23 protein-coding genes are annotated in these 19,401 nt (G+C 72.0%); 20 read left to right on the top strand and 3 right to left on the bottom strand.

The window, feature by feature from the left end; translation table 11 throughout:
• Positions 1-644: 644 nt before the first annotated feature.
• Together L3Q65_RS00565 and L3Q65_RS00560 are read right to left on the bottom strand one after the other, a co-directional pair.
• Positions 645-1,937: a hypothetical protein gene (locus L3Q65_RS00565; protein WP_237596526.1), complete on the bottom strand. Its 1,293-nt coding sequence runs from the start codon at positions 1,935-1,937 to the stop codon at positions 645-647.
• 369 nt (positions 1,938-2,306) lie between these two features.
• Positions 2,307-2,624, bottom strand: coding sequence for a hypothetical protein (locus L3Q65_RS00560; protein ID WP_237596525.1), 318 nt, complete (start codon positions 2,622-2,624; stop codon positions 2,307-2,309).
• 453 nt (positions 2,625-3,077) lie between these two features.
• Between L3Q65_RS00560 and L3Q65_RS00555 the strand changes: the two genes are divergently transcribed.
• The 18 genes from L3Q65_RS00555 to L3Q65_RS00470 all read left to right on the top strand — a co-directional run bounded on the left by L3Q65_RS00555 (position 3,078) and on the right by L3Q65_RS00470 (position 17,074).
• Positions 3,078-3,341: a hypothetical protein gene (locus L3Q65_RS00555; RefSeq protein WP_237596524.1), complete on the top strand. Its 264-nt coding sequence runs from the start codon at positions 3,078-3,080 to the stop codon at positions 3,339-3,341.
• A complete protein-coding gene (locus tag L3Q65_RS00550) occupies positions 3,338-3,541 on the top strand; it encodes a hypothetical protein (protein WP_237596523.1) in 204 nt (67 codons plus the stop codon). The genes L3Q65_RS00555 and L3Q65_RS00550 overlap by 4 nt, the downstream gene beginning before the upstream one ends.
• An 8-nt stretch (positions 3,542-3,549) precedes the next feature.
• Entirely contained in the window at positions 3,550-4,128 is a 579-nt protein-coding gene (locus L3Q65_RS00545) for a hypothetical protein (protein WP_237596522.1), read from the top strand.
• 62 nt (positions 4,129-4,190) lie between these two features.
• Positions 4,191-5,240 carry a DUF4097 family beta strand repeat-containing protein gene (locus tag L3Q65_RS00540; RefSeq protein WP_237596521.1) on the top strand — a complete coding sequence of 350 codons (1,050 nt, stop codon included), beginning with the start codon at positions 4,191-4,193 and terminating at the stop codon, positions 5,238-5,240.
• A 64-nt stretch (positions 5,241-5,304) separates the two neighbouring features.
• Positions 5,305-5,934, top strand: coding sequence for a hypothetical protein (locus tag L3Q65_RS00535; RefSeq protein ID WP_237596520.1), 630 nt, complete (start codon positions 5,305-5,307; stop codon positions 5,932-5,934).
• 2 nt (positions 5,935-5,936) lie between these two features.
• Entirely contained in the window at positions 5,937-6,368 is a 432-nt protein-coding gene (locus L3Q65_RS00530; RefSeq protein ID WP_237596519.1) for an ASCH domain-containing protein, read from the top strand.
• A 60-nt stretch (positions 6,369-6,428) separates the two neighbouring features.
• Positions 6,429-6,995 carry a hypothetical protein gene (locus L3Q65_RS00525; RefSeq protein ID WP_237596518.1) on the top strand — a complete coding sequence of 189 codons (567 nt, stop codon included), beginning with the start codon at positions 6,429-6,431 and terminating at the stop codon, positions 6,993-6,995.
• Positions 6,996-7,118: 123 nt separating this feature from the next.
• Positions 7,119-7,607: a lytic transglycosylase domain-containing protein gene (locus L3Q65_RS00520; protein ID WP_237596517.1), complete on the top strand. Its 489-nt coding sequence runs from the start codon at positions 7,119-7,121 to the stop codon at positions 7,605-7,607.
• A gap of 255 nt (positions 7,608-7,862) precedes the next feature.
• Positions 7,863-9,770 (top strand): DNA cytosine methyltransferase, encoded by a 1,908-nt coding sequence (locus tag L3Q65_RS00515; RefSeq protein ID WP_237596516.1) that lies wholly within the window; start codon positions 7,863-7,865, stop codon positions 9,768-9,770.
• Between the two features lie 30 nt (positions 9,771-9,800).
• Entirely contained in the window at positions 9,801-10,592 is a 792-nt protein-coding gene (locus L3Q65_RS00510) for a hypothetical protein (RefSeq protein ID WP_237596515.1), read from the top strand.
• Entirely contained in the window at positions 10,589-10,936 is a 348-nt protein-coding gene (locus tag L3Q65_RS00505) for a hypothetical protein (RefSeq protein ID WP_237596514.1), read from the top strand. The genes L3Q65_RS00510 and L3Q65_RS00505 overlap by 4 nt, the downstream gene beginning before the upstream one ends.
• Positions 10,933-11,214, top strand: a complete 282-nt coding sequence (locus L3Q65_RS00500) for a hypothetical protein (RefSeq protein ID WP_237596513.1) — start codon at positions 10,933-10,935, stop codon at positions 11,212-11,214. Before L3Q65_RS00505 ends, L3Q65_RS00500 begins: the two co-directional genes overlap by 4 nt.
• A 50-nt stretch (positions 11,215-11,264) precedes the next feature.
• Positions 11,265-11,606, top strand: coding sequence for a hypothetical protein (locus L3Q65_RS00495; protein ID WP_237596512.1), 342 nt, complete (start codon positions 11,265-11,267; stop codon positions 11,604-11,606).
• Between the two features lie 124 nt (positions 11,607-11,730).
• Complete coding sequence (locus tag L3Q65_RS00490; RefSeq protein ID WP_237596511.1) at positions 11,731-13,308, top strand: 3'-5' exonuclease; 1,578 nt, start codon at positions 11,731-11,733, stop codon at positions 13,306-13,308.
• Positions 13,309-13,384: 76 nt separating this feature from the next.
• Positions 13,385-14,080 carry a hypothetical protein gene (locus tag L3Q65_RS00485; protein WP_237596510.1) on the top strand — a complete coding sequence of 232 codons (696 nt, stop codon included), beginning with the start codon at positions 13,385-13,387 and terminating at the stop codon, positions 14,078-14,080.
• A 163-nt stretch (positions 14,081-14,243) separates the two neighbouring features.
• Positions 14,244-15,467, top strand: coding sequence for a helix-turn-helix domain-containing protein (locus L3Q65_RS00480; protein ID WP_237596509.1), 1,224 nt, complete (start codon positions 14,244-14,246; stop codon positions 15,465-15,467).
• Between the two features lie 89 nt (positions 15,468-15,556).
• Positions 15,557-15,931 (top strand): hypothetical protein, encoded by a 375-nt coding sequence (locus tag L3Q65_RS00475; protein ID WP_237596508.1) that lies wholly within the window; start codon positions 15,557-15,559, stop codon positions 15,929-15,931.
• A 354-nt stretch (positions 15,932-16,285) separates the two neighbouring features.
• Positions 16,286-17,074 carry a helix-turn-helix domain-containing protein gene (locus tag L3Q65_RS00470; RefSeq protein WP_237596507.1) on the top strand — a complete coding sequence of 263 codons (789 nt, stop codon included), beginning with the start codon at positions 16,286-16,288 and terminating at the stop codon, positions 17,072-17,074.
• Positions 17,075-17,082: 8 nt separating this feature from the next.
• Here L3Q65_RS00470 and L3Q65_RS00465 read toward each other — a convergent pair whose 3' ends face one another.
• On the bottom strand, positions 17,083-17,547 hold the full coding sequence (locus L3Q65_RS00465; protein ID WP_237596506.1) for an NUDIX hydrolase: 465 nt from the start codon (positions 17,545-17,547) through the stop codon (positions 17,083-17,085).
• Between the two features lie 604 nt (positions 17,548-18,151).
• Between L3Q65_RS00465 and L3Q65_RS00460 the strand changes: the two genes are divergently transcribed.
• The gene (locus L3Q65_RS00460; protein WP_237596505.1) at positions 18,152-18,796 is read left to right on the top strand and encodes a hypothetical protein; all 645 of its coding nucleotides are present in this window, start codon (positions 18,152-18,154) and stop codon (positions 18,794-18,796) included.
• Positions 18,793-19,224 carry a hypothetical protein gene (locus L3Q65_RS00455; RefSeq protein WP_237596504.1) on the top strand — a complete coding sequence of 144 codons (432 nt, stop codon included), beginning with the start codon at positions 18,793-18,795 and terminating at the stop codon, positions 19,222-19,224. The genes L3Q65_RS00460 and L3Q65_RS00455 overlap by 4 nt, the downstream gene beginning before the upstream one ends.
• The last annotated feature ends 177 nt before the right edge of the window (positions 19,225-19,401 follow it).

Below are 19,401 nucleotides of genomic sequence, written 5' to 3'. Positions count from 1 at the left end.
GGCCGCTGTTGCGCACGCCATGCATGGGGCGGGACCGGGACATCCGGTGGTGCCGCGTCGCAGTGGGCCAACCCGGAAATGGTCACTCTCCGTCGATTTCCGGGATGCCGGGTTCGGCCCTCAGACCGTGTTCCGAGTTGTGTTTCCACGCGCGCTGCGCGCATACGCGCGTAGGAGCCGTTTTGTCAAGCTGACGACGGTGTGCTGAGTTCCGCCTGCCGACTTCACCCACGGTCACCATCGGAGCCGGCCAGTCCCGGCACACAATGCCCGGTCGACCTGCGGCCGACCCAAGCGATCGCCGATGGTGGGGTGATCATCCGGGCCTCGGGGTGCAGGCGCGGGCGGTCGCCCGAACCGGTTCGGGCCACGTCGCGGACCCGGGGTGGCAGGTGCCGCCGCCGGTCCGGCTGCCCGGAAGGCAATCGTCACTATCCGTGACGTCCGTGATGGCGTAGCCGCCGAGCTCATCGTCGCGCGGGCCCTGAAGCTGCGCCAGGCGGCCTGGATTGGTCTCGCAGGCGAAATGACACTCGGACGGCGGGTTGTGGCCGTCAGGGGCCGCCTCAGGCGCGTTTTCGGGGAATGTCGATCATGCGTCGTCCCAGCCGCAGGGTGCGGAACGGGTCCGCGCGCGGCGGCGATCATGCCGCCGACCACGAGACGGCGTGCAGGATGCGGCCGATCTGGCCGGCGACGTAGGGGTCGAGATCCTCCATCGGGGTTTCGCCGGCCGCGCGGACGAAACCGCGGCTCCGCGGGCTCAGCGACGCGAACTGGGCGTCGCTGAGCCAGGACACCGGGCTGGACAGGTCCGGTTCGTCGGCGGGCTGGACGGGCGGGGCCGCTGCTTTCCGGGCAGGCGGGTCGGCTTTCGCCTTCGCGTCCGGATCGTCGTCGAGCGGTTCGGACGCGCGCGGCGGACCTGGGTCGTCGGGCAGGTCGGCGATCGCATCCGAGTAGTCGCTGAACGCCCGGAGCAGCCAGGTCACGGTCATCGCATCGCGGGCCTTGAGCGCGAGGTACCGGGCCACTTTGGGCTCCGCGAACCGCAGCAGCGCCCGGTCGACCTCGGTCTGCAGCTGTGCGAACTGCTTGCGCTGGTGCGGCTTCGCGGCCGGGAGCAGGTCGATCCGCCGCAGGTCGGCCTGCAGCGCTGGGGCCGCGAGCATCGCCGCCGCGCGGGTACCGGCGGCCGGGTCGGTCGCCGGCCCGGTGCCGGGGTGTCCGTCCGGGTTCCGGGTCGGGAAATCGTCCGTCCGTCCGTCCGCTCCGGATCGCTGCGCGGGGTTCGTGTGCGCGTCCGGACGGACGGATTTTTTAGGGACAGAGTCATACGGACGGATTTGGGGCTCTGTGAGAGCCCCCTGGGCACCACTGAGAGAGCCCCCTGAGACGGCTCTCTCAGAGCCCCCTGGCGAGTTGTCCACAGGGTCGCCAGGGGGCTCTGCCAGAGCCCCCTGGTTAGGGTCGCCCTGGTCGTCGGCCTGCTTCTTCGGGCTGCGCTTGGGGTTGGACACACCCTGGTCGGCACGTCGGCGACGGGCCGGGGCCGCGACGATCTCCGGTCGCATCTGCGGGGTCAGCGGCGCCAGCCCGTTCTCCTCGCGCTCGCGGTTCACGTCGGCGAGCTGCTGGGCCGAGAACCAGCTGTGGGGGATGAGCAGGTCGTAGACCTTCGGGCGGTAGCGCTTGTCGATGTGCGCCGCCCGGGACTGGTCGCCGTAGCCGATGAGCTTGCGCTTGAGCATCGTCTTCAGGCGTCGTTTCACCGTCTCCGCGTCGCAGTGGCAGGCGCGGGCGAGCCGGGGGATGGAGCGGTAGACGCCGGAGCCGTCGTGATCCGCGCGGGCCGCCATGATCATCAGGATCATCCGCTCGTAGACGTCGGCCGTCGGGGCGGCTTCTTCGACCCAGGTCGAGGCCAAGTAGCTCATCGGGCGGCCTCCCGTCGGCGCGGACCGGCGGGCAGGTCTGCGACGCGGCCGGACGGCCGTTCGCGCGGGTGCGGCGTGCCGGGAGAAGCGGTCCGGCGGGGCAGTGTGGTGCTCATCGAATGGGGCTCCGTCGTGCGTTTGCGGAGCGCCACCCGGTGACGGCCGCCTCCCGAACCCCGGATTTGCGGGTTCGGTGCGCTACCATCGCGTCACACGTCATGTCCTGGCTCGGTGAGCGCAGGCTCGTGGTGGTGGTCCCCAGCACGAGACGTGAACGTGGGTGGCTAACTCACGTGGTTGTTGGAATGACCCCGTTGCAGACCGGGCAGTCGGACGGGGTTTTTCCATGTCCGGGGCTGTGCGGCTATCTCATGCCGCCTCCCTCTCCTCGGCGGCTCCATCCCCGCTCGCCTGCGCTGCGCGGCCGGCGAACCGCTCGATCACGGCATCGCGCTCCGCGATTACCGCATCGCGCTCCGCGACTGCGGCTTCGAGTTCGGCGGTGCGTTGCTCGAGCTCGGCGACGCGGGCCTCCAGCGAGGGCACGACGTAGTGCGGCAGGACCTGAAGCCACGGCTTGTCGTGGTACGTGACGTCGAGACGGTCGCCGCGGTCGAGCGCCTTGCGCACTTCTCCGCCGTTCCGGTACAGCTCGGTCTTCGTCAGCGTGGTCGTCGCCGGTGCCATCGTTTCTCCCGGTGATCCTCAGGCGATCGGTGTAGGGCACGGGGAACCTACCATCGAAAATTCAAAGTTTCCCGGGTAATACCTGGTCATCGGCGTGTCCGCCGGAGGTCTGCCGAAGACCGTCCGTCGCCGCGGAGCGCGCTCGGGCGGCGTCACGCCCCGTCGAAGCCGTCCTTCCGTCCCGGGAGGAGAGGACGCGGCGCTGGGCCGATCGGGGAATTCTCCACGCAAGTTGACCGGTATACCGGTCAACTACTTGCCAGGCTTGCGGGCGGCGAGCTACGGTCGGCCAAGTTGATCGGTATACCGGTCAACATGATCGGCGGGCCGGTCCCACCCCGCCGGCCGATCCGAACCCGGGCGGTCTGCGCAGACCGCCGCCGCGCGAGCGATGTCGCGCAGGCCGCCCGGATCCCAGTCCGCAAGCACCGAACCGCCAGAAGAGGGGCTCCCGTGTCTCGACCCGATGCCGCCGACAGCCACCAGGCCTATACCGCGCTGTTTCTCGACGGGCTCGCCGACTGCCTGGACCACCTGGTCGCGGCCTCGCTCGCGTCCGACGTCGCCGAACTCGAGTTCGTCCGCGCCGGCGAGGCGGACACGGCCGCCGGCCGCCGGATGTTTCTGGCCGCTGCGGACAAGGCCCGCGCCACCCGCGACTTCCACGAGCTGGCGGCCGCCGTCGAAGCCGCCCTCGAGCCGGCGGCCGCGTCGTGACCCGCCTGCAGCGCCGCCGCGACCAGCAGCGCCGGCGTCGCGTGCGCCGCCTGCGGCTGACGGCGACAGCCGCGCTCTCCGTCGCGTCCGTCACGGCCTTTGCCGCTGGCCTGGTCGTGCCCGGGCTGCTGGCCGCGGCCGCCGCTCTGGCGTTCGTGACCGCCGTCGCCCTGGACGGCCGTCCCCTCGACCCGAAATGAGGACCACCATGTCCGGCACCTCCCTGCCCGCGCAGCACAGCGACCGCGCCGGAGTGCTGAACTACGACTTCGCCGGCTACGTCGACCTGACGCTGTCCGAGCCGACGCCCTACGGCCGCACCGCTTTCGTCCTGACCGCAGGCGTCATCGACGCGGAAGCGGAAGAGTTCTTCGGGCGCAGCCAATGCCACTGGCTCGCGGGGGCGATCCACAGCCTGACCGGGTGGCCGCTGACGGTCGTCGACATCGGCGACGGCGAACACGGCTGGCGGGCGGTCCACACCGCCGCGATCACTCCGCGCGGCACGCTGCTCGACATCTTCGGCGAGCACAGCGAGGCCGTCATGCGCCAGGGCTACTTCGGCATCGGCGCGAGCCGGGTACGGCTGCGCCGCGTCGCCGGGGCGGACTTGCCCGGCGACGCCGTTCAGGACGCCCGCGGACTGCGCGGCAACCCGCTGTGGTGGACCGAATCCACGTTCACAACCCCGGCGATGCAAGGCCTCCTCCTGCACTTCGCCCGGCTGCTGCTGCGCCGCCACGGCTTCGGCCACTGCATCAGCCCCGCTGCGACCAGGCAGCCGTGACCCCGCGCCGACCAGGCCGCGACGGCAGCCGCGGCACCCGCACACCCGAGAGGACACCCGTCATGCGCACCATCACCCACGACACCCACACCGGCCCCGGCACGCTCCGCCTGCGTCTTCCGGCCGGGTCCGCGACCCTCGTCGCGGCTCCCGGCACCGACCGGACCAGCGTCATCCTCGCCCCGGCGACGCCCGGCGACCAGGCCGCGATCGACGCGATCAACCGGTCCACCGTCCTGCAGACCGGCGACCAGCTCTCGGTCACCGTCCCAGTCCCCGCCTCCGTCGGCTTCGCCCAGACCGTCGTCCACGTCGGCTCCGGCGACGTGTACGTCTCCCAGCGCGGCGGCGTGGTCACCGGCTCGGTGACGGGAGTGAGGATCGAAGGCGACGGAACGATCGTCGTCGGCTCCGGATCCGGCAGCGTCGTGTCCGGCGGCGGCGTCCGGGCCGAGGTGCGGGTGCCCGCTGGACAGCGCGTCGAAATCGACTCCGACTCAGCCGACATCTCCGCCGACGGACCGCTGGGCGAGGTGCGCGCCGACGTCCGTTCCGGGAACCTGCGCATCGACCAGGCCGACGACGTTGAGCTGACCACTCAGCGCGGCGACGTCGTCCTCGGGCGTGTCGGCAACGCCCGGGTCGAGACCGGGTCCGGCCGGGTCCAGATCGGCCGGATCGACGCCGGCTCCGTCCGCACCCAGCGCGGCGACATCACCGTCGATGCCGTCACCGGCCCGCTGTCCCTCGAGACCGGGTCCGGGCGGGTCCGCGCCAGCCAGATCAACAGCGGCTCTGTCCGCACTCAGCGCGGCGACGTCGTCCTCGGGCGTGTCGGCAACGCCCGGGTCGAGACCGGGTCCGGCCGGGTCCAGATCGGCCGGATCGACGCCGGCTCCGTCCGCACCCAGCGCGGCGACATCACCGTCGATGCCGTCACCGGCCCGCTGTCCCTCGAGACCGGGTCCGGATGCGTCCGCGCGCACCTGGCCGCCGCGGTCGCGCTGCAGGCGAAGACCGGCCGCGGCGACATCCAGATCACCGCCGAGCCCGGCATCGCCATCGACCGCTCCGGCCTGCGCACCGGCCGCGGCGAGATCCGCACCAGCTGAGTTCCGGGGCGCCCCGGGACTGCCCGCGGCGCGCCGTCCGGACCGAAACGAGGGGAGAACGACAGTGACTGGCATCCGCCCGCTCGAGCGGCGCCGCGACAACGCCTGCGCAGGCGAGCTGTGCGGCGATTTCGACGGCTCCACGGACCTGACGCTGCAAGAGGCGACGCCGGAAGGGCGCACCAAGTTCGTGCTGACCGCCGGCGTCGTCGACGAGGACGCGGAAGCGTTCTTCGGCCGCGGGTTCTGCCACTGGCTCGCGGGGGCGATCCACTGCCTGACCGGGTGGACGCTGGCCGTGGTCGACGTCGACCACGGCCAGCACGGCTGGCGCACAATCCACACCGCCGCGATCACCCCGGGCGGCACGCTGCTCGACATCTTCGGCGAGCACTCCGCCGCGGACATGCGCGCCGGCCGCATCCGCGACGGGTGGAGCCGGGTCCGGCTGCGCCATGTCACCGGAGCGGACCTGCCCGGCGACGCCGTCACCGACATCGACTATCTGCGCGGGGATCCGCTGTGGTGGACCAAATCCCTGTTCAACACGCCGAAGCTCCAAGGCCTCGTCCTGCATTTCGCCCGGCTGCTGCTGCGCCGCCACGGATTCGGCCACTGGATCGACGACGGCAACCCCGTCCCGCGCCAGGGATTCCCTCCCGGCAGCGAGGCCCAGCCGGAAGCGGGGCGATGAGGATGGCTGCCCTCCTGCTGGCTGACCAGCCCGTCCTGGCGCTGACCGTCCGACCGCCCTGGTCGCAATTTCTCGCCGCCGGGATCAAGAGGGTCGAGAACCGGACGTGGGAGCCGCCCCGCGGCTGGCGCGGGCGGCTCGTGATCCATGCCGGGGTCAGGCTCGACTACCGCGGTTTCTGGTTCGGCGCTCGGCTCGGCTACCGCGTGGACGAGGACGAGGTCGCCCGCGGCGAGTACCTCGCGGTCGCCGACCTCGCCGACGTCCACCGCCCCGGACCCGACTGTGTAGCCGACTGCGCCGGGTGGGGCGAGGCGGACTGCTTCCACTGGGTTCTGTCCGGCACCCGCCGCATCACCAGCGTCGAAGGGCGCGGCCGCCAGAAGCTGTTCGTTCCGCCGCCCGACGTGCGCGAGCTGGCGCTGGCCGCCTGAACCCCGTCGCTCAGAACCTCCACCGAAACCCGATCACCCCTACGAGACAAGGAAATCCCCATGAAGACCATGAACGGCGAGCGTGTCGCGAAGGCGTTGGCGCTGTTCGCTGCGGTGCAGGCGACGTTCTCGGACGTGCATCCCTTCTGCGACCAGATCCTGCAGAACGGCGACGACGCGATCGACAAGGGCAAGCCCGGATGGGTTGGCCGCAAGGCGTGCGCCCGTCATGTGGCGTCCTACTCGGCCGGTCAGCTCGTCGCGGCCGCAGGCGTGACGCGCGCGCTCGGGTTCCGAGCGCCGCTCACGGGACTGCTCGCCGGGACGGCGGTCAACGCGATCACGCACTACGTCATCGACCGCCGCGAACCGCTGAAGAAGTTCCTGGTGTCCGACCGCGCCCGGAAGCTGCGCCTGGTCGGAGCGGGCAAGGCCGGATACCTCGCGCATGCCACCGCGCAGCGCGGCGAACAGCCGGACGGCACCCCGATCGTCGACGAGGGCGGACCGGGGACGGCGCTGATGGAGTGCGATCAGGCGGCGCACCGGCTGATCAGCGTGTTCGCGTCGCTGACGACGACCTGGCTGGCGTTGCGCGGCAAGACAACGAACTCGCGTCCGCAGTGACCGCCTCGGACGCCGACTGACCTCCGCCTGGGCCGGATGCGCGAGCTTCCCGGCGACCCGCACCCGGCCCCGGCGGGGCTTCCCATTCCCGGTCCCCAACCAACCCGAACCGGAGCACGAATCATGTCATTCGCCAAGAAAGTCCTGTGGGGCGCGGCGATCCTCGGCGGCATCGTCTGGATCGACCACCACGGCGACGGACTCGTCGCCAGCGCCGACACCGACAACTCGCCCATCCCCGCCGCCTACAAGGCCCACTACGACGCCGCGGCGGGAACCTGCCCGCATCTGGACGCCGCGCTGCTGGCCGCCGTCGGCAAGATCGAAACCGACCACGGCCGCGCCCGGATGCCCGGCGTGCACTCCGGCGCCAACAGCGCGGGCGCCGCCGGGCCGATGCAGTTCCTGCCCGCGACCTTCCAGACGATGCGCAAGCGCCATCCGGACATCGGCCCGGACCAGTACGACCCGGAGACCGCCATCAAGGCCGCCGCGCACTACCTGTGCGACTCCGGCGTGGCCAAAGGCGACGTCCGCGGCGCGCTCTTCGCCTACAACCACTCCGACAAGTACGTCGCCGACGTGCAGGCCCAGGCCCGCGCCTACCGGTGAACTCCATCAGCACGAAGCCCTGGCACAGAAGGGAAAGCCTGATGTCCGAAATGGACCGCGCGCAAGACGCTCGGATCACGCTGGCCTGACGGCGGGGCCGCCGCGTGAACCTCCGGCGTCGGCCCCCGCGTCCGCTCACGAACACGACCCGGCAAAGCCGCGGCTGGAAGAAAGAGCCTCCATGTCGAACCCGCAGTCCTCGCCCGCAGCGGTGATCCGCGCCGGTCTCGCGGTAGTGCCCGCCGGCGGCCCGCGATGATGAACCGCGCCGCGGCGAAGCCCCGCACCGCCGTGCACCGACCGGCGAAACGCCGCCGCCGGTTCCGTCATGACGAGGACACCGCAGTCGACCTGTTCAGCGGGTTCGGCGGACTGACCCAGGGCATCGAGGCCGCCGGGTTCACGGCGATCATGGCCGCCAACCACAACGAGTACAAAGTCTCCGTCCACGAGAAAAACCACCCTAAGGCCGAGCACTGGATCGCCGACCTCGTCGACCCCGAGGCCTCGGACTACCACTCGGCACGCGACCTCCCCGCAGCCGACCTGCTCGCCGCCGGCGTCAGCTGCACCAACCACTCGCCGGCGAATACGCAGAAGGCCTACGCGGAAGGCCTGACGCTGTTCGGGATGCCCGACCCGGACTACGAAGCCCGGGTCACACGCTCGGAACGGGACCGCGCGACCGCGAACTGCGTACTGCACTACGCGCACACCAACCACCCACGGCTGATCCTGGTCGAGTGCACGACCGAGCTCACCTCGTGGGGCCCGGCCCGTCCCGGCAAAACGAAGATCGGCGACGGCACGACGTTCAAATGGTGGCTCCGACAGTTCGCGAACCTGAACTACGAATACCGGATCCTGTACCTGAACTCGATGTTCTTCGGCGTGCCGCAGTCGCGAGACCGCCTCTACATCGCGTTCTGGGACAAGAAACTCCCGGCACCCGACCTGGACCACCGGCCGGAGTCGTGGTGCGACCGGTGCCAGACGATCGTCGAAGCGGTGTGGACGTGGAAGACCGGCGTCCCGCCGTCCGGGTCGGTGCGCTACGGCGTCCAGTACCGCTACACCTGCCCGTCCTGCCGTCGCCCGGTGTTCCCGCCGATAACGCCGGCGATCGCCGCGCTGGACCTCACCAAACTCGGCACCCGCATCGGCGACAAGCCGGTCAAGAAGCACCGCGACGGCAGCACCGGCCCGCTGGCCGCGGCGACCATGGCGCGCGCGGAACGGTGTCGGCAGCGGTTCGCGGACTTCCCGGCGGTGCTCGTGCCCGGCGAAACCGTGCACGACCCCGAGCAACACCCGTGGCGGCCGTTCGCCGCACAGACCGGCAAGCAGGAGACCGCCGTCCTGTCGACCGGCGCGCTGATCGCCGCCGCCGGGAACACCTACGAGCGCCCCGGATCCGAGTGCCGGTCCCGCGACCTCGGCCGGCCGCTGTGGGCGCAGACAGCCACCAACGGCACCGCCCTGGTCACACCCCCGGCCGCGCTCGCGCTCGCGGTCGACAACTACCAGGGCGCGCCGCGCGGCGCGGCCGACCCGCTGCCGACGCAGGGCGGCTCGGAGACGCTGGGCGTGCTGTCGGCCGGGATCGTCCCGTTCCGGCAGAACACGGTCCCCACGATGCACGCCGAGGCGATGCCGACGGTCACCGCCGAGCAGATGCCCGGTCTGCTCACCGCCGCCGGGACGATCAAGAACAACGGGCCGATCAGCGAGGCCGGCTACCGCGCGCACCCGGTGAGCGATCCCCTCGGGACGATCGTGTCCTCCGGCGGGCAGTCGCTGCTGTTCTCCGGCTGGTACAAGCAGAACGGCAGCACCGGCGACGAAACCGCGCCGCACCCGCTGACCGACCCGCTCGGCACCCTCACCGCCCGCGACACCACCGCGATCCTGGCCGCCGAATGGCGCGCGGCGCTCGCCGAGCTGTCCCTCGAGGACTGCCACTTCCGCATGATGCTCACGCACGAGATCGGCCGCGGATCCGGGTTCGACGTCGACTTCCCCGGCCACCAAGGCACGTTCATCGTCTGGGGCAATGCCAAACAACAGACCGATGGTTTCGGCAACGCCGTCTCGCCGGGCGTCGGCACGTGGATCGGCGGCCGGCTGCGCCGCTCCCTGCACTCCTGCGAAGCGATCGCCTGAGCCAGAAAACCAACCCGGAAAGGAAAAGAGATGCACCAACCAGAAGCAACGCGGCATCAGCCGCCGGTCGCCGGCGTCTACGTCGCCGGCTACGGAGGCGGCCGGGTGCACGCCCTCGAACCCCGCCGCGCCGCGCAGGCCTGCGACCGGATGCGCTGCGGCGGCTCGCTCGCGGTGTCGGTGTGCGGAGACCCGGCCGGCCCGATGCCGGGCTGGGGCGCCTTCGCGTCCGGCGGCCCGCCGTCCGCCGGCCGCCGGAGTCTCGAGCGGTGCCCGTTCTGCGCGTGGGCGTTGGCGCTGGACCAGCGCACCGAAGCCGCCGAACTCGCCAGGCTCACCCCGACCGGGACCGACCTTGACGTGCTCACCCGGTTGCTGCCCGAGCCGCTGATCACGGTGAAACTCTGCGAAGCGATCCTGAACGCGGCAGAGGACGACGGCTGGGACCGCGACCACCCGCACATCCTGCAGCTGCTCGGGCACGCCACCGCCCACGCGCCGCGGATCCTGCTGCCCGAGGAATGCTCCGTCGAGGGCTGCGACCACGACCGCGCAGGCCGGACCCTGGCGTGCGGGGGAGCGGACGCGGTCCTCGGCTGCGCGGTGTGCAGCGTTGTTTCCGGGCCGTGGGCCGGCGACGGGGAAGGCCGGTATGCGGAAGAGTGCAACGTGCCCGTGCCGTGCGGGGTGCTGCGCACCCTCGCCGCCTACTACGCCGTCGCGATCGACGGGGGACCGGTCCCGCCGCGGACCCGCCTGGCGTCGCGGGACCTGGTCGCCTCGTCGTCCGCTGCGCAGCGGGTCGCCCGGGAGGACGCGTGATCACCGCCCGGGTCGCCGCCGTCGCCGCCGCGTCCGCGCTCGCGGCGACCGCCCCGGCAGGATGTGGCCCCGCCCCCGTCGGCGGGCATTCCCAGACGTCCCGCACCGTCGAAAGCGACCAGGATTACGAAGCCCGGCGGCCGCACGACGTCCCCTACGGGGCGGAGGTGACCTGCGTGGACGACCGGATCACGCAGTACTGGCCGCACACCGACGCGGGCCGCCGCTACGCCGAGTGGATCTGCTCCGCCGACGATCTCGGGAGGCTCAACGAAGGCCTGCGGCAGCGCGGCATCACCCCCGGCCCGGCCCCCGCGCCCCGGCCCGAGGACACACGGCCGTGAGCGGCCTGCCGACGCTGCCGGTGTGGCAGCGATTCCACACCGACGCCGGGGTGACGCACGAGGCCCTCGACGCCGCAGGCCGGGCCTGGAGGCTCTGGTTCGAGCCGCAGGGAACGCCCGGAAGCCCGCTGCCCGCAGGCTGGCGCTTCGCTCCGCTCGACGCACTCGACCAGACCGGCTTCATCGAACACCGCGGCGGCGCCCGGGAACTCGACATCGCCGCGGTGCGCATCACCGCCCTCTGCCTCCGCAAGGCGCGGGACCTTCCCGCAGGCTGACCCGCCGCTTTGTGGACCCGACCCCGTCAACCGCACCGAAGGAGAACGCCATGCTCGCCGAACCGCTGCCCACCGGATACCCGCACCAGCCGCACTTCCTCCGCGTCGAACCGGTTCCCGTCGGCGACCCCGGCGACCTCCGGTGCCGCCGCCTCACGGGGGTGAGCGAGACCCCGGGACCGTGGGTGACGTTCACGTTCGATCCGTTCACCGGAGACGAGTCCCGTCCGGAGCTGCCGAGTCTCGAACCGTTGGATCGTGCCTCGGCCCTGCGCGGCGAAGACCGGATCGAGTCGGCGCTGTGCGAGGCCGAGTGGCACGTGGCCATCAACCTGTGGCGAGCAGCTCGGGCCGAGCGGCGGCTGGAGCGCCAGGACTCCGGTCGGGGCTGACCCCGTCCGAGCGGGCCGGGAACCCCTGCGGCTCCCGGCCCGTTTTTGTCGGTCCTGCCTGGTACAACGACCCAGCACGGTGACAGCGGGTCAACGCCCGAATGCGAAGAGTGGAGAGGAAGCGATGACGACAGCGTGCGCGCGGACCTGGTACGGCCCGGTCGTCCTGGCCGAAGAAGTCGGCCTGGCCCGGTGGCAGTTCGACCGAGCCCGGGCCGCCGGGATGCTCCCGGAACCGGGGCATGCCCGCGGCTGGCTGCCCGAGCAGGTCGAGCCGGTGCGGGCCCTGGTCTCCGAGATCGAGCGCCGGTTCGGAGTCGAGCACCCGGTCGGAGCGGCCAAGTGCGCCGCCCGTTTGGCCGAGCGCCTCGGCCTGGCCGTCGACCCCGCCGACATCGCCGCCCTGGCCGAAGCGGGCCGCCTGGCCGTCGCCGACACCTTCACCAGGAAGGGCCGCACGCACGACCTGTACGCGCCGGGCGAGGTCGACGCGCTGACCGCGGACGAGGTCGCGGCGGTGGTCGACGATCGCCTGGCCTGGACCGCGGCGTCGATGACCTTCGACGAGGCGGTCGCGCATCTCGGCTGGCGCCGAGACGAGCTGGACCAGGTCGTCGCCGACCGGGGTCTGCAGCGCGGCCGGTTCCGCCGCTTCGCGCGCTCGGACATCGACGCCCTGGCAGCCGACACCGCGCTGTGCGACCGGCTCGCGGACGAGCGGCTGGTGACCGCCGACGAGGCGGCGCAGTTGCTCGAGGTCGCCCGCCGCCACTTCGACATCTGTGTCGAGGCCAAATGGATATCCCCCAAGCGCCACTACGAGAAGCTGGTCGGCCGCTACAGCACCGTCGACGTGCCGCTCTACCGCACCGGCGACGTCGACGCGTTGCTCGCCCGCCCGGACGTGGACTGGACGCAGGTCCGCGAGACGCCGAAGGGCAAGCGATCGCCGCTGCTCGAGCTGGTCGGCGGCCGCGCCCCGACCCGCGCCCAGGTCATCAGGGCGTTCCTCGAGGACTTCGGTTCCGAGCACTCGATCGAGATGTGGGCCTGGTGGGTGCCCGGCCCGGACGTGTGGGAGATCGACTGGGAACGGGTCGAGGGCGGTCCGGCCAAACCGGACGTGTTCGCCGCGATCCAGTCCCGGCCAGCGGTGGCCCGCTATCTCTGCGACATCCAGCTGCACTGCGCGGCCGGGCAGGCGATCCGGTTCGCGCGCGCGATGCTCGAGCCCGGCGCCGCCGTCATCCTGGACACCGAGACCACCGACCTGGACGGCGCGGTCTGCGAGATCGCGGTCATCGACGCCAGCACCGGCGCGGTGTTGCTCGACACCCTCGTCAACCCCGGCGTCCCGATCCAGCCCGGCGCGCAGGCGGTGCACGGGATCAGCGACAGCGAGGTCACCGGACCCGGCGTCCCGGACTGGCCCACTGTCTACAAGCGACTCCTGCGGGTCACAAAAGACCGGATCGTGCTGGCGTACAACGCAGACTACGACCGCGGCGTCATCACCGCGGACTGCCACCGGCACGGCATCAGCCGCACCCGCCTGGCCGACCGCAGCCATTGGGCCGACGTCATGGTGCCCCGGTCCGACCACGCCCGCTCCCGTCGCTGGCTGCGCAACGGCGGCGGGCACCGCGCCCTCGGCGACGTCCAGCAGACCCGCCAGCACCTGCTCCGGATGACCGCGCCGTGAGGGCGGGGTCACCCGTTCGTCGCACGGCACCGGTTTCCGTTGCGGCGCAACGGGACGGCGGAGGAGCATCACCGGTGTGATTGTCGAACCTGCGCGGTGGCGCGATCCCGACGGGCCGCTGCTGCTGGCGGAGTCCCCGTATGACCAGCAGCCGGTGCCCAGCCGCCCGAACCCGTACTGGCAAGAAGTCCGGTCGCTGCCGCTGGATCGCCTGGCCGACGTCTACGCGGGCACCGACCACGCGATTCCGGTGAAGCTCGACGGGCACTACTACCCGAAACTGGTGCAGACCTACGCGCACGCGATCCCGACGCCCGCTGACGTCGACTGGATCGCCGACGTCCTCGACGGCCGCGGCGTGGTCGAGGTTGGGGCCGGGAACGGGTACTGGGCTTGGCAGATCAGCATGGCCGGGGCGGACGTGCGGGCGTATGACCGCACTCCGTACTGCAGCGTGCCGGGCACGGCACCCGGACCTCGATACCACTCGGTCGAGCGCGGCGGGCACGAGGTCGCGGCCGCCTGCCCCGACCGTGCGCTCCTGCTCTGCTGGCCCCCGTCCGAGAACCCGCTCGCCGCCGACGCCCTCCGCGCCTACACCGGCGACCTGCTCGTCTACGTCGGCGAACACGTCGGCTGCAGCACCGCCGACGATGACTTCTTCGACCTGCTCGAAGACGGGTGGACCAGCCTCGGGCACAGCCCCCGCCATGTCACCTACGGCGGACTCCACTGCGGCGTCACGGCGTACCGCCGGAAACCCCCGGCGTGACGGCTCGCTGTCGACGTCATTGCGGCGGGCCGCCGCACCTGCAACACCCTTGAAAAAAAGACGGTCGGGACGCTGGTCGGCGCTCGCCGGAACGCGCAGGGTCGTCCGGCCCGTGCAGGCCTACCCTGGACGCCAGGCGACGAGATCGGAGAGGGCGGTCGCGGTGGGCGAGCTGACGCCGGCGGAGATCGGGGCGCGTGCCCGGTATTTCCGGGAGCGGCGGGGTCTGGACCAGGCGGTGGTCGCGGGCCTGGTCGGCATCGACAAGAGCCACCTCTCGCGGCTGGAATCGGGCAAACGCAAGTGGCACATCACCCGGCGCGGATTTCTGGAGACGCTGGCCGAGGTGCTCGGCTGCGCGGTGTCGGACCTGACCGGCCAGCCCTATGCCGCGGTCGGCCGTGCCGGGACCGCGGCGCTCGCGGTGCTGCCGCCGGTGTCGCGAGTGCTGGCCGACACCACCCTGGACGACGTCCCGGACCTGCCGGCCCGCCCGGTCGCGCAGCTGGCTCGGCTCGCCGCCGAGGCGAACGCCGCGTCCGCGGACGCCCGCTACGGGGCCGCCGGCCCGGATCTGGCGCGGCTGCTGCTGGAGCTGCACGTGCAAGCAGTCCGGGGCCAAGGCTCGGGCGTCCGGCGCGCGGCGCTGCGCGCCCTGGTCGAGGCCTGCATCGTCGCAGTCGGCGCCGCCCGCACGCTCGGCAACCTCGACCTGGCCGTCCTGGCCGCCGATCGCGGCCAGGCAGCCGCGGCCCGTCTCGAAGACCCGGCGCTGAGCGGGTTCGCGGCGATGTCGGCGGCGGTGGTGCTCACCCGCGCGAACGCCCACTACCGCGCCGAGCGGGTGCTGACCACGGCGCTGAACGCCCTCGAGCGCGCCGATCCGGGCGCGGCCGACACCGCCCCGGCCGAGGCGGCCGGGATGCTGCACCTGACCTGCGCCCAGCGTGCCGCCAAGTCCGGCGACGCCGACACCGCCGCCACCCACTACGCGGAGGCGCACGCGCTGGCCGCCCGCACCGGCGAACGCTCGACCCTGCATTTCGATTTCGGCCCGTCGAACGCCGGGGCATGGGAGCTGTCAGGGCAGATCGAGCTCGGCCGCGGCGCGGAGCACGCCGAGCAGTTCGCCCGCCGCCCCCCGCCGCTTTTCGTGTCGGCCGACCGGAAGGCGGCGTGGCTGTCCGACCTCGCCCGCGGCCATGCCCAGGGGTTCCGCGACGTCCAGGCGCTGCACCATCTGGACCTCGCCGACGCGGCGGCGCCCCGCCGGGTCCGGCACGACCCGATCGTCCGCGCGCTGGTCGACTCCCTCGACGCGCGCGGCCGGTGCCGCACCGAACAGCGCCTGCTGGACAGCCTCAAGGCCCGCGTCCGCGCCGGATGAGCCCGGCAGCTGCCCGGATCGGGTGATCCCGGCCCTGGGTTGCCACAGTGGCAACCCAGGGCCCGCGACCGGTTCTACCGTCGGGGCGCATGGGGGACATCGCCCGCGAACGGCTCGGAATCCGGTTCTACACCGGCGATCGCCGCCGGCACGCCTACCGCGTCGCCGATCTGGCGTCGACGCGGTGGAGGCAGATCCACCCGGTCTGCCATGACCTCGACGCGGTCCCGGCGGCGGAGTTCTTCACCCAGCTCTACCGGCTCGCGCACCCCACCGACGAGATCGACCCGTGCGAGCACGCGTCGCTGGGCGGCGGGTTCGACGCCTGCGAGCTCTGCGAGGCCGTGCTGCTGGTCCTCTCCTGGGAGATCGTCGTCGGCGTCGACGTCGTGGCCGTGCACGGCTGCCTGCCGCTTCCGCCCGAGCCCGGCGGCCGGCCGGTCCTGGCGGCCGCCGGCGCGTGAACAGCTCCGGCCCGCGCGGTGCCCTCCCCTCCCCGCGCGGGCCGGTCACTATCCGGCCCGGTGCCGCCCTGGATCTCGGTGCCTGTTTTTCGCCCCCCGTCTTGCTTGGTCGGGCCGGTGTTCGGGGCCAGTGGCGGGATTCCGGTCCCGTTCGGAAGCGGTCCGCCGGGGCGGACTGTGCCCGAGCCGGACGAAGAGCGGTCTCTCCGCGGCCGGGGAGATCGAAAGCCGCCGATCGGTACCGGCGCGGACCCTCGCCACGCTCCGGCAGGGCCCCGGGCAAAGCCTCGTTCGAGGACTTGCCCAGCTCACGCGACCATTGCAAACCTAAGTTAGGTTGTATACTCTAGGTTGATGGCACTGATCGAGATAACCAAAACCGACGCCAAAGCCATCGCCGCCGCCGTGCAGGCCAACGCCGACGACGACCGTCACGGACGTGTCACCGTTCCCGGCGGGCTCACCCTCGATTTCACGGCGGGCGTCGAGGACCCGTACGGCCGTCGCGGCATCCGGCTCACCCTGCTCCGCGGCCCTGAACGGGACGCCCCCAGGATCACGTGGCGCGACGGCCTCACGCGCACCCGCCTCGGCGAGGCCGCCGCCCAGATGGTCAACGACTACCGGCGCTCGCTGGCGATCGAATCGGCTGGCCGCAAGCTTCACGCAGCCCAGCTCCGCCAGCTCGGCACCGTCGGCGAACGCCTCCGCGGCCAGTTCGGCGGCTCCGTGCCCGGCAGCAACTCAGGCGCGGCGGTCTGGGACGACCCGGAGAAGGTGCGCCTGCTCGATCGTCGCGACGAGGCAATCCACCAGGCCCTGGCCAGCATCCCCGTCACCGGAATCCCGATCGCCGACGAGGAGATCACCGAGCTGACCGGCGCCAGCGCCCTCAGCATCGAGGGAATCCGCCGCGAGGTGCCGGACACGTGGTCCCCGGAGCGGCTGCGTCTCGACATCGAGGACGTGGCGCTGTTCCTCGGGGTCGGCGTGCAGGCGGTGCGCAACCACCGCACCGGAGGGCGCCTGCCCTCCGAGGACGAGACGCACGGCGGGCGCCCGTACTGGAGGCCGGAGACCATCGCCGCGTGGCTGGCACGCCGCCCGGGCGCTGGTGCCCGAACCGACCTCGCCGGCTCCTGAGTCATATTTCAGAATCCGGCGAGCCCGGCGACCGCGATCGCTTCGCGCAGGATGTCCGCGTGGTCCCAGGGCATGGCCTCGGCGAAGGCCTCGGCCAGAGTCATCCAGCGCACCGCGCGCACCTGGTCGCCGGCCGCTGCGGGCACCGGCGCGTCCAGCACGACGACGAAGGAATCGGTGACATAGCGGCCAGCCTCGTCGGCGCCCTCGTCCCGTGAGGAGACGGGCACGACGTCAGACACGCGGACCTCGACCCCCGTTTTCTCCCGGCAGCGACGCAGCGCGACGGCGAGGGTCGCCTCGCCCGGTTTGCACACGCCGCCGGGCAGTCCCCAGCTGCCGAGGAACGGCGCGCGGTCCCGCTGCGCCAACAGCACGCGGCCGTCGCGGGTCAGCACCACGAGGTTCGACGCATGGTGGACAGGCCTGCCCGTCGGCGGCTCGGCGGCAGCGTTCGCGACAGTGTCGTTCATAACGAATCTCCTTGTCCGACAACGTTTCCCGGAATTTCGGGCGTGCTTTCACCATCGCGCAGCGGGGCTGTGGCGACCAGGCGTTTCCTGTTTCCGGCAGGATCGTGAAACCGCGGAAACTTCCGGCGGCGGACGGCACGGTCCGGCCAAGGCGCTTCCCCTGCGGGAGCCGGGCGTCACCTTCGTGGAATGGCGAATCAGGACGGAACCGTGCTGTGGCAACGCTGTTCCTGCGCTGCCGATGCGTTCCGCTCGTGAGGAACGGCCGGCTGAGAGACGAGTTTCTCCCGCGAGGAACCCTTCGCGCGCCGGAGAGGTACGAAGGCCTGCCGCCGCCCCAGGGAGGCGCGCACCGTGACCGGCTTCGCGTCCCCGGCCGGACGACGGGCCGGACCGGCCGCCGGGACTGCCGAGGTTCCGCGATCGGGAAACAAGGCGGGTCGTGTTGGAAACAGCGATTGCTTCCGCTGCCCCGTCCTCCTGGGACAGCATCGGCACCGGGCCGATCGCGGCCCCGATCCCGCCCGACGCGATCGGCCTCGCCCGCCGCGCCGGTTCACGGTCGCCGCTTCGGAAGGCGAACCAGTGATCGGAAGGTGAATTAGTGACACGCTCCTACCTGGACCTCAGCATCGCGATCGGGAAACCGGTCGACGAGCTGGCGCTCCTGCGCGAGTGCCGGAGGCTGCTCGGTACCCCGGACTCCGTGCCGCCGATCAAATCCAGGACCGAGTCCCCGTTGTACCCGAACGGACACGCGCGCATCGCCCACCCGGTCTTCTGGGACTTCCCGGCCGCTTTGGCGATCTCCTGGGGCATCGACGGACCGATGATCGAGCTTCCCCGCGAGGACGCCACCGACGCACACCGCCGAAGCCTCAAAGCGGACCCGGTCACGAACGGATGGGCTGCCGCTGAAGTACAGCTGAAGCCGTTCGTGGGCTGGCCGGAGATTGCGCGCAGCGACGCGCGCGACTGCGATCTCGGTGCGTGGCTGATCCGCGAGCTGGGCCGGTGGCTGGACGGGAAACGGTTGCCCTGGCAGTGGGAGGCCAACGGCGCCAGCGTCTACATCCCCTACAGCACGGGATCGGCGAAGCTGGCGCTGCTCGGCGACGCGTCGGTCGGCGCGGTGACGCCCGAGACCGTCGCCCGGATCAACAAGCGTTTCCTGGCCGAGTGGCAGCGCGGCTGGCGCGGCCGCCCAGACCCGTGGGAAGGCGTGCTGCTGCAGGGATGGCGGCTGTGACGAACACCGCTGCCGCTGCCCGCGCGGGCGAAGCCCACGACGCGCTCGCCCGCGGCCGTGACCAGCTCGTGGGCCTGCTCGGCCGCGTGCACTCCGCGCCAAGCTGCTTGCCGGTGCCCGCGATCCGTGCGCCCGCAGACAGGGGAGGCATCGCCAAGGCCGGGGCGGAGATGTACGGGAACCTCTTCAGCGAGCCCGGCCGCCGCGCGCCGGAATGGATCGCTGCCCGCGAGTCCTGCACGCACGTCCCGGCCGATCGGGTCGACCGGGTCCACTACGTGCTCTACCGCTGGTACCAGCTCCTACTCGCCGCCCGGGGCCACATCGACGACGGGAACAAAAACTGGCCCTACGACCTGGACTGGTGCGCGGAGCGGCTCGCCGAGGAGATCGCGAGCATCGACGCCGAGATTCGGGACGCGCGGTGACCTTGCAGTGCCTCGGGTGCCGAGCACTCCACGCGGCATCTGGCGAAGTGCGTCGTTAACTGGGGACGTGCCCGCCCGGCCAGCGGCAAGGAGCCCGCCGCAGGCTGGCGCGACTCCGCCGATACTCCGCAGGCGTGCGGCGAGCGGGCCGAGGACGCACGCGGTCCTCGGCCCGCT

The sequence above is a fragment of the Amycolatopsis sp. FU40 genome (assembly GCF_021903635.1).
GTDB classification, from domain to species: Bacteria; Actinomycetota; Actinomycetes; order Mycobacteriales; family Pseudonocardiaceae; genus Amycolatopsis; species Amycolatopsis dendrobii.
The sequence above is the reverse complement of the archived record's forward strand: the minus strand, read 5'-3'. Positions and strand labels throughout refer to the sequence as shown.

Coding starts and splice junctions, on each gene's coding strand:
- L3Q65_RS00565 (WP_237596526.1), bottom strand. CDS start 1,937: ATGAGCTACTTGGCCTCGACCTGGGTCGAAGAAGCCGCCCCGACGGCC.
- L3Q65_RS00560 (WP_237596525.1), bottom strand. CDS start 2,624: ATGGCACCGGCGACGACCACGCTGACGAAGACCGAGCTGTACCGGAAC.
- L3Q65_RS00545 (WP_237596522.1), top strand. CDS start 3,550: ATGTCCGGCACCTCCCTGCCCGCGCAGCACAGCGACCGCGCCGGAGTG.
- L3Q65_RS00540 (WP_237596521.1), top strand. CDS start 4,191: ATGCGCACCATCACCCACGACACCCACACCGGCCCCGGCACGCTCCGC.
- L3Q65_RS00530 (WP_237596519.1), top strand. CDS start 5,937: ATGGCTGCCCTCCTGCTGGCTGACCAGCCCGTCCTGGCGCTGACCGTC.
- L3Q65_RS00525 (WP_237596518.1), top strand. CDS start 6,429: ATGAAGACCATGAACGGCGAGCGTGTCGCGAAGGCGTTGGCGCTGTTC.
- L3Q65_RS00520 (WP_237596517.1), top strand. CDS start 7,119: ATGTCATTCGCCAAGAAAGTCCTGTGGGGCGCGGCGATCCTCGGCGGC.
- L3Q65_RS00515 (WP_237596516.1), top strand. CDS start 7,863: ATGATGAACCGCGCCGCGGCGAAGCCCCGCACCGCCGTGCACCGACCG.
- L3Q65_RS00510 (WP_237596515.1), top strand. CDS start 9,801: ATGCACCAACCAGAAGCAACGCGGCATCAGCCGCCGGTCGCCGGCGTC.
- L3Q65_RS00495 (WP_237596512.1), top strand. CDS start 11,265: ATGCTCGCCGAACCGCTGCCCACCGGATACCCGCACCAGCCGCACTTC.
- L3Q65_RS00490 (WP_237596511.1), top strand. CDS start 11,731: ATGACGACAGCGTGCGCGCGGACCTGGTACGGCCCGGTCGTCCTGGCC.
- L3Q65_RS00475 (WP_237596508.1), top strand. CDS start 15,557: ATGGGGGACATCGCCCGCGAACGGCTCGGAATCCGGTTCTACACCGGC.
- L3Q65_RS00470 (WP_237596507.1), top strand. CDS start 16,286: ATGGCACTGATCGAGATAACCAAAACCGACGCCAAAGCCATCGCCGCC.
- L3Q65_RS00465 (WP_237596506.1), bottom strand. CDS start 17,547: ATGAACGACACTGTCGCGAACGCTGCCGCCGAGCCGCCGACGGGCAGG.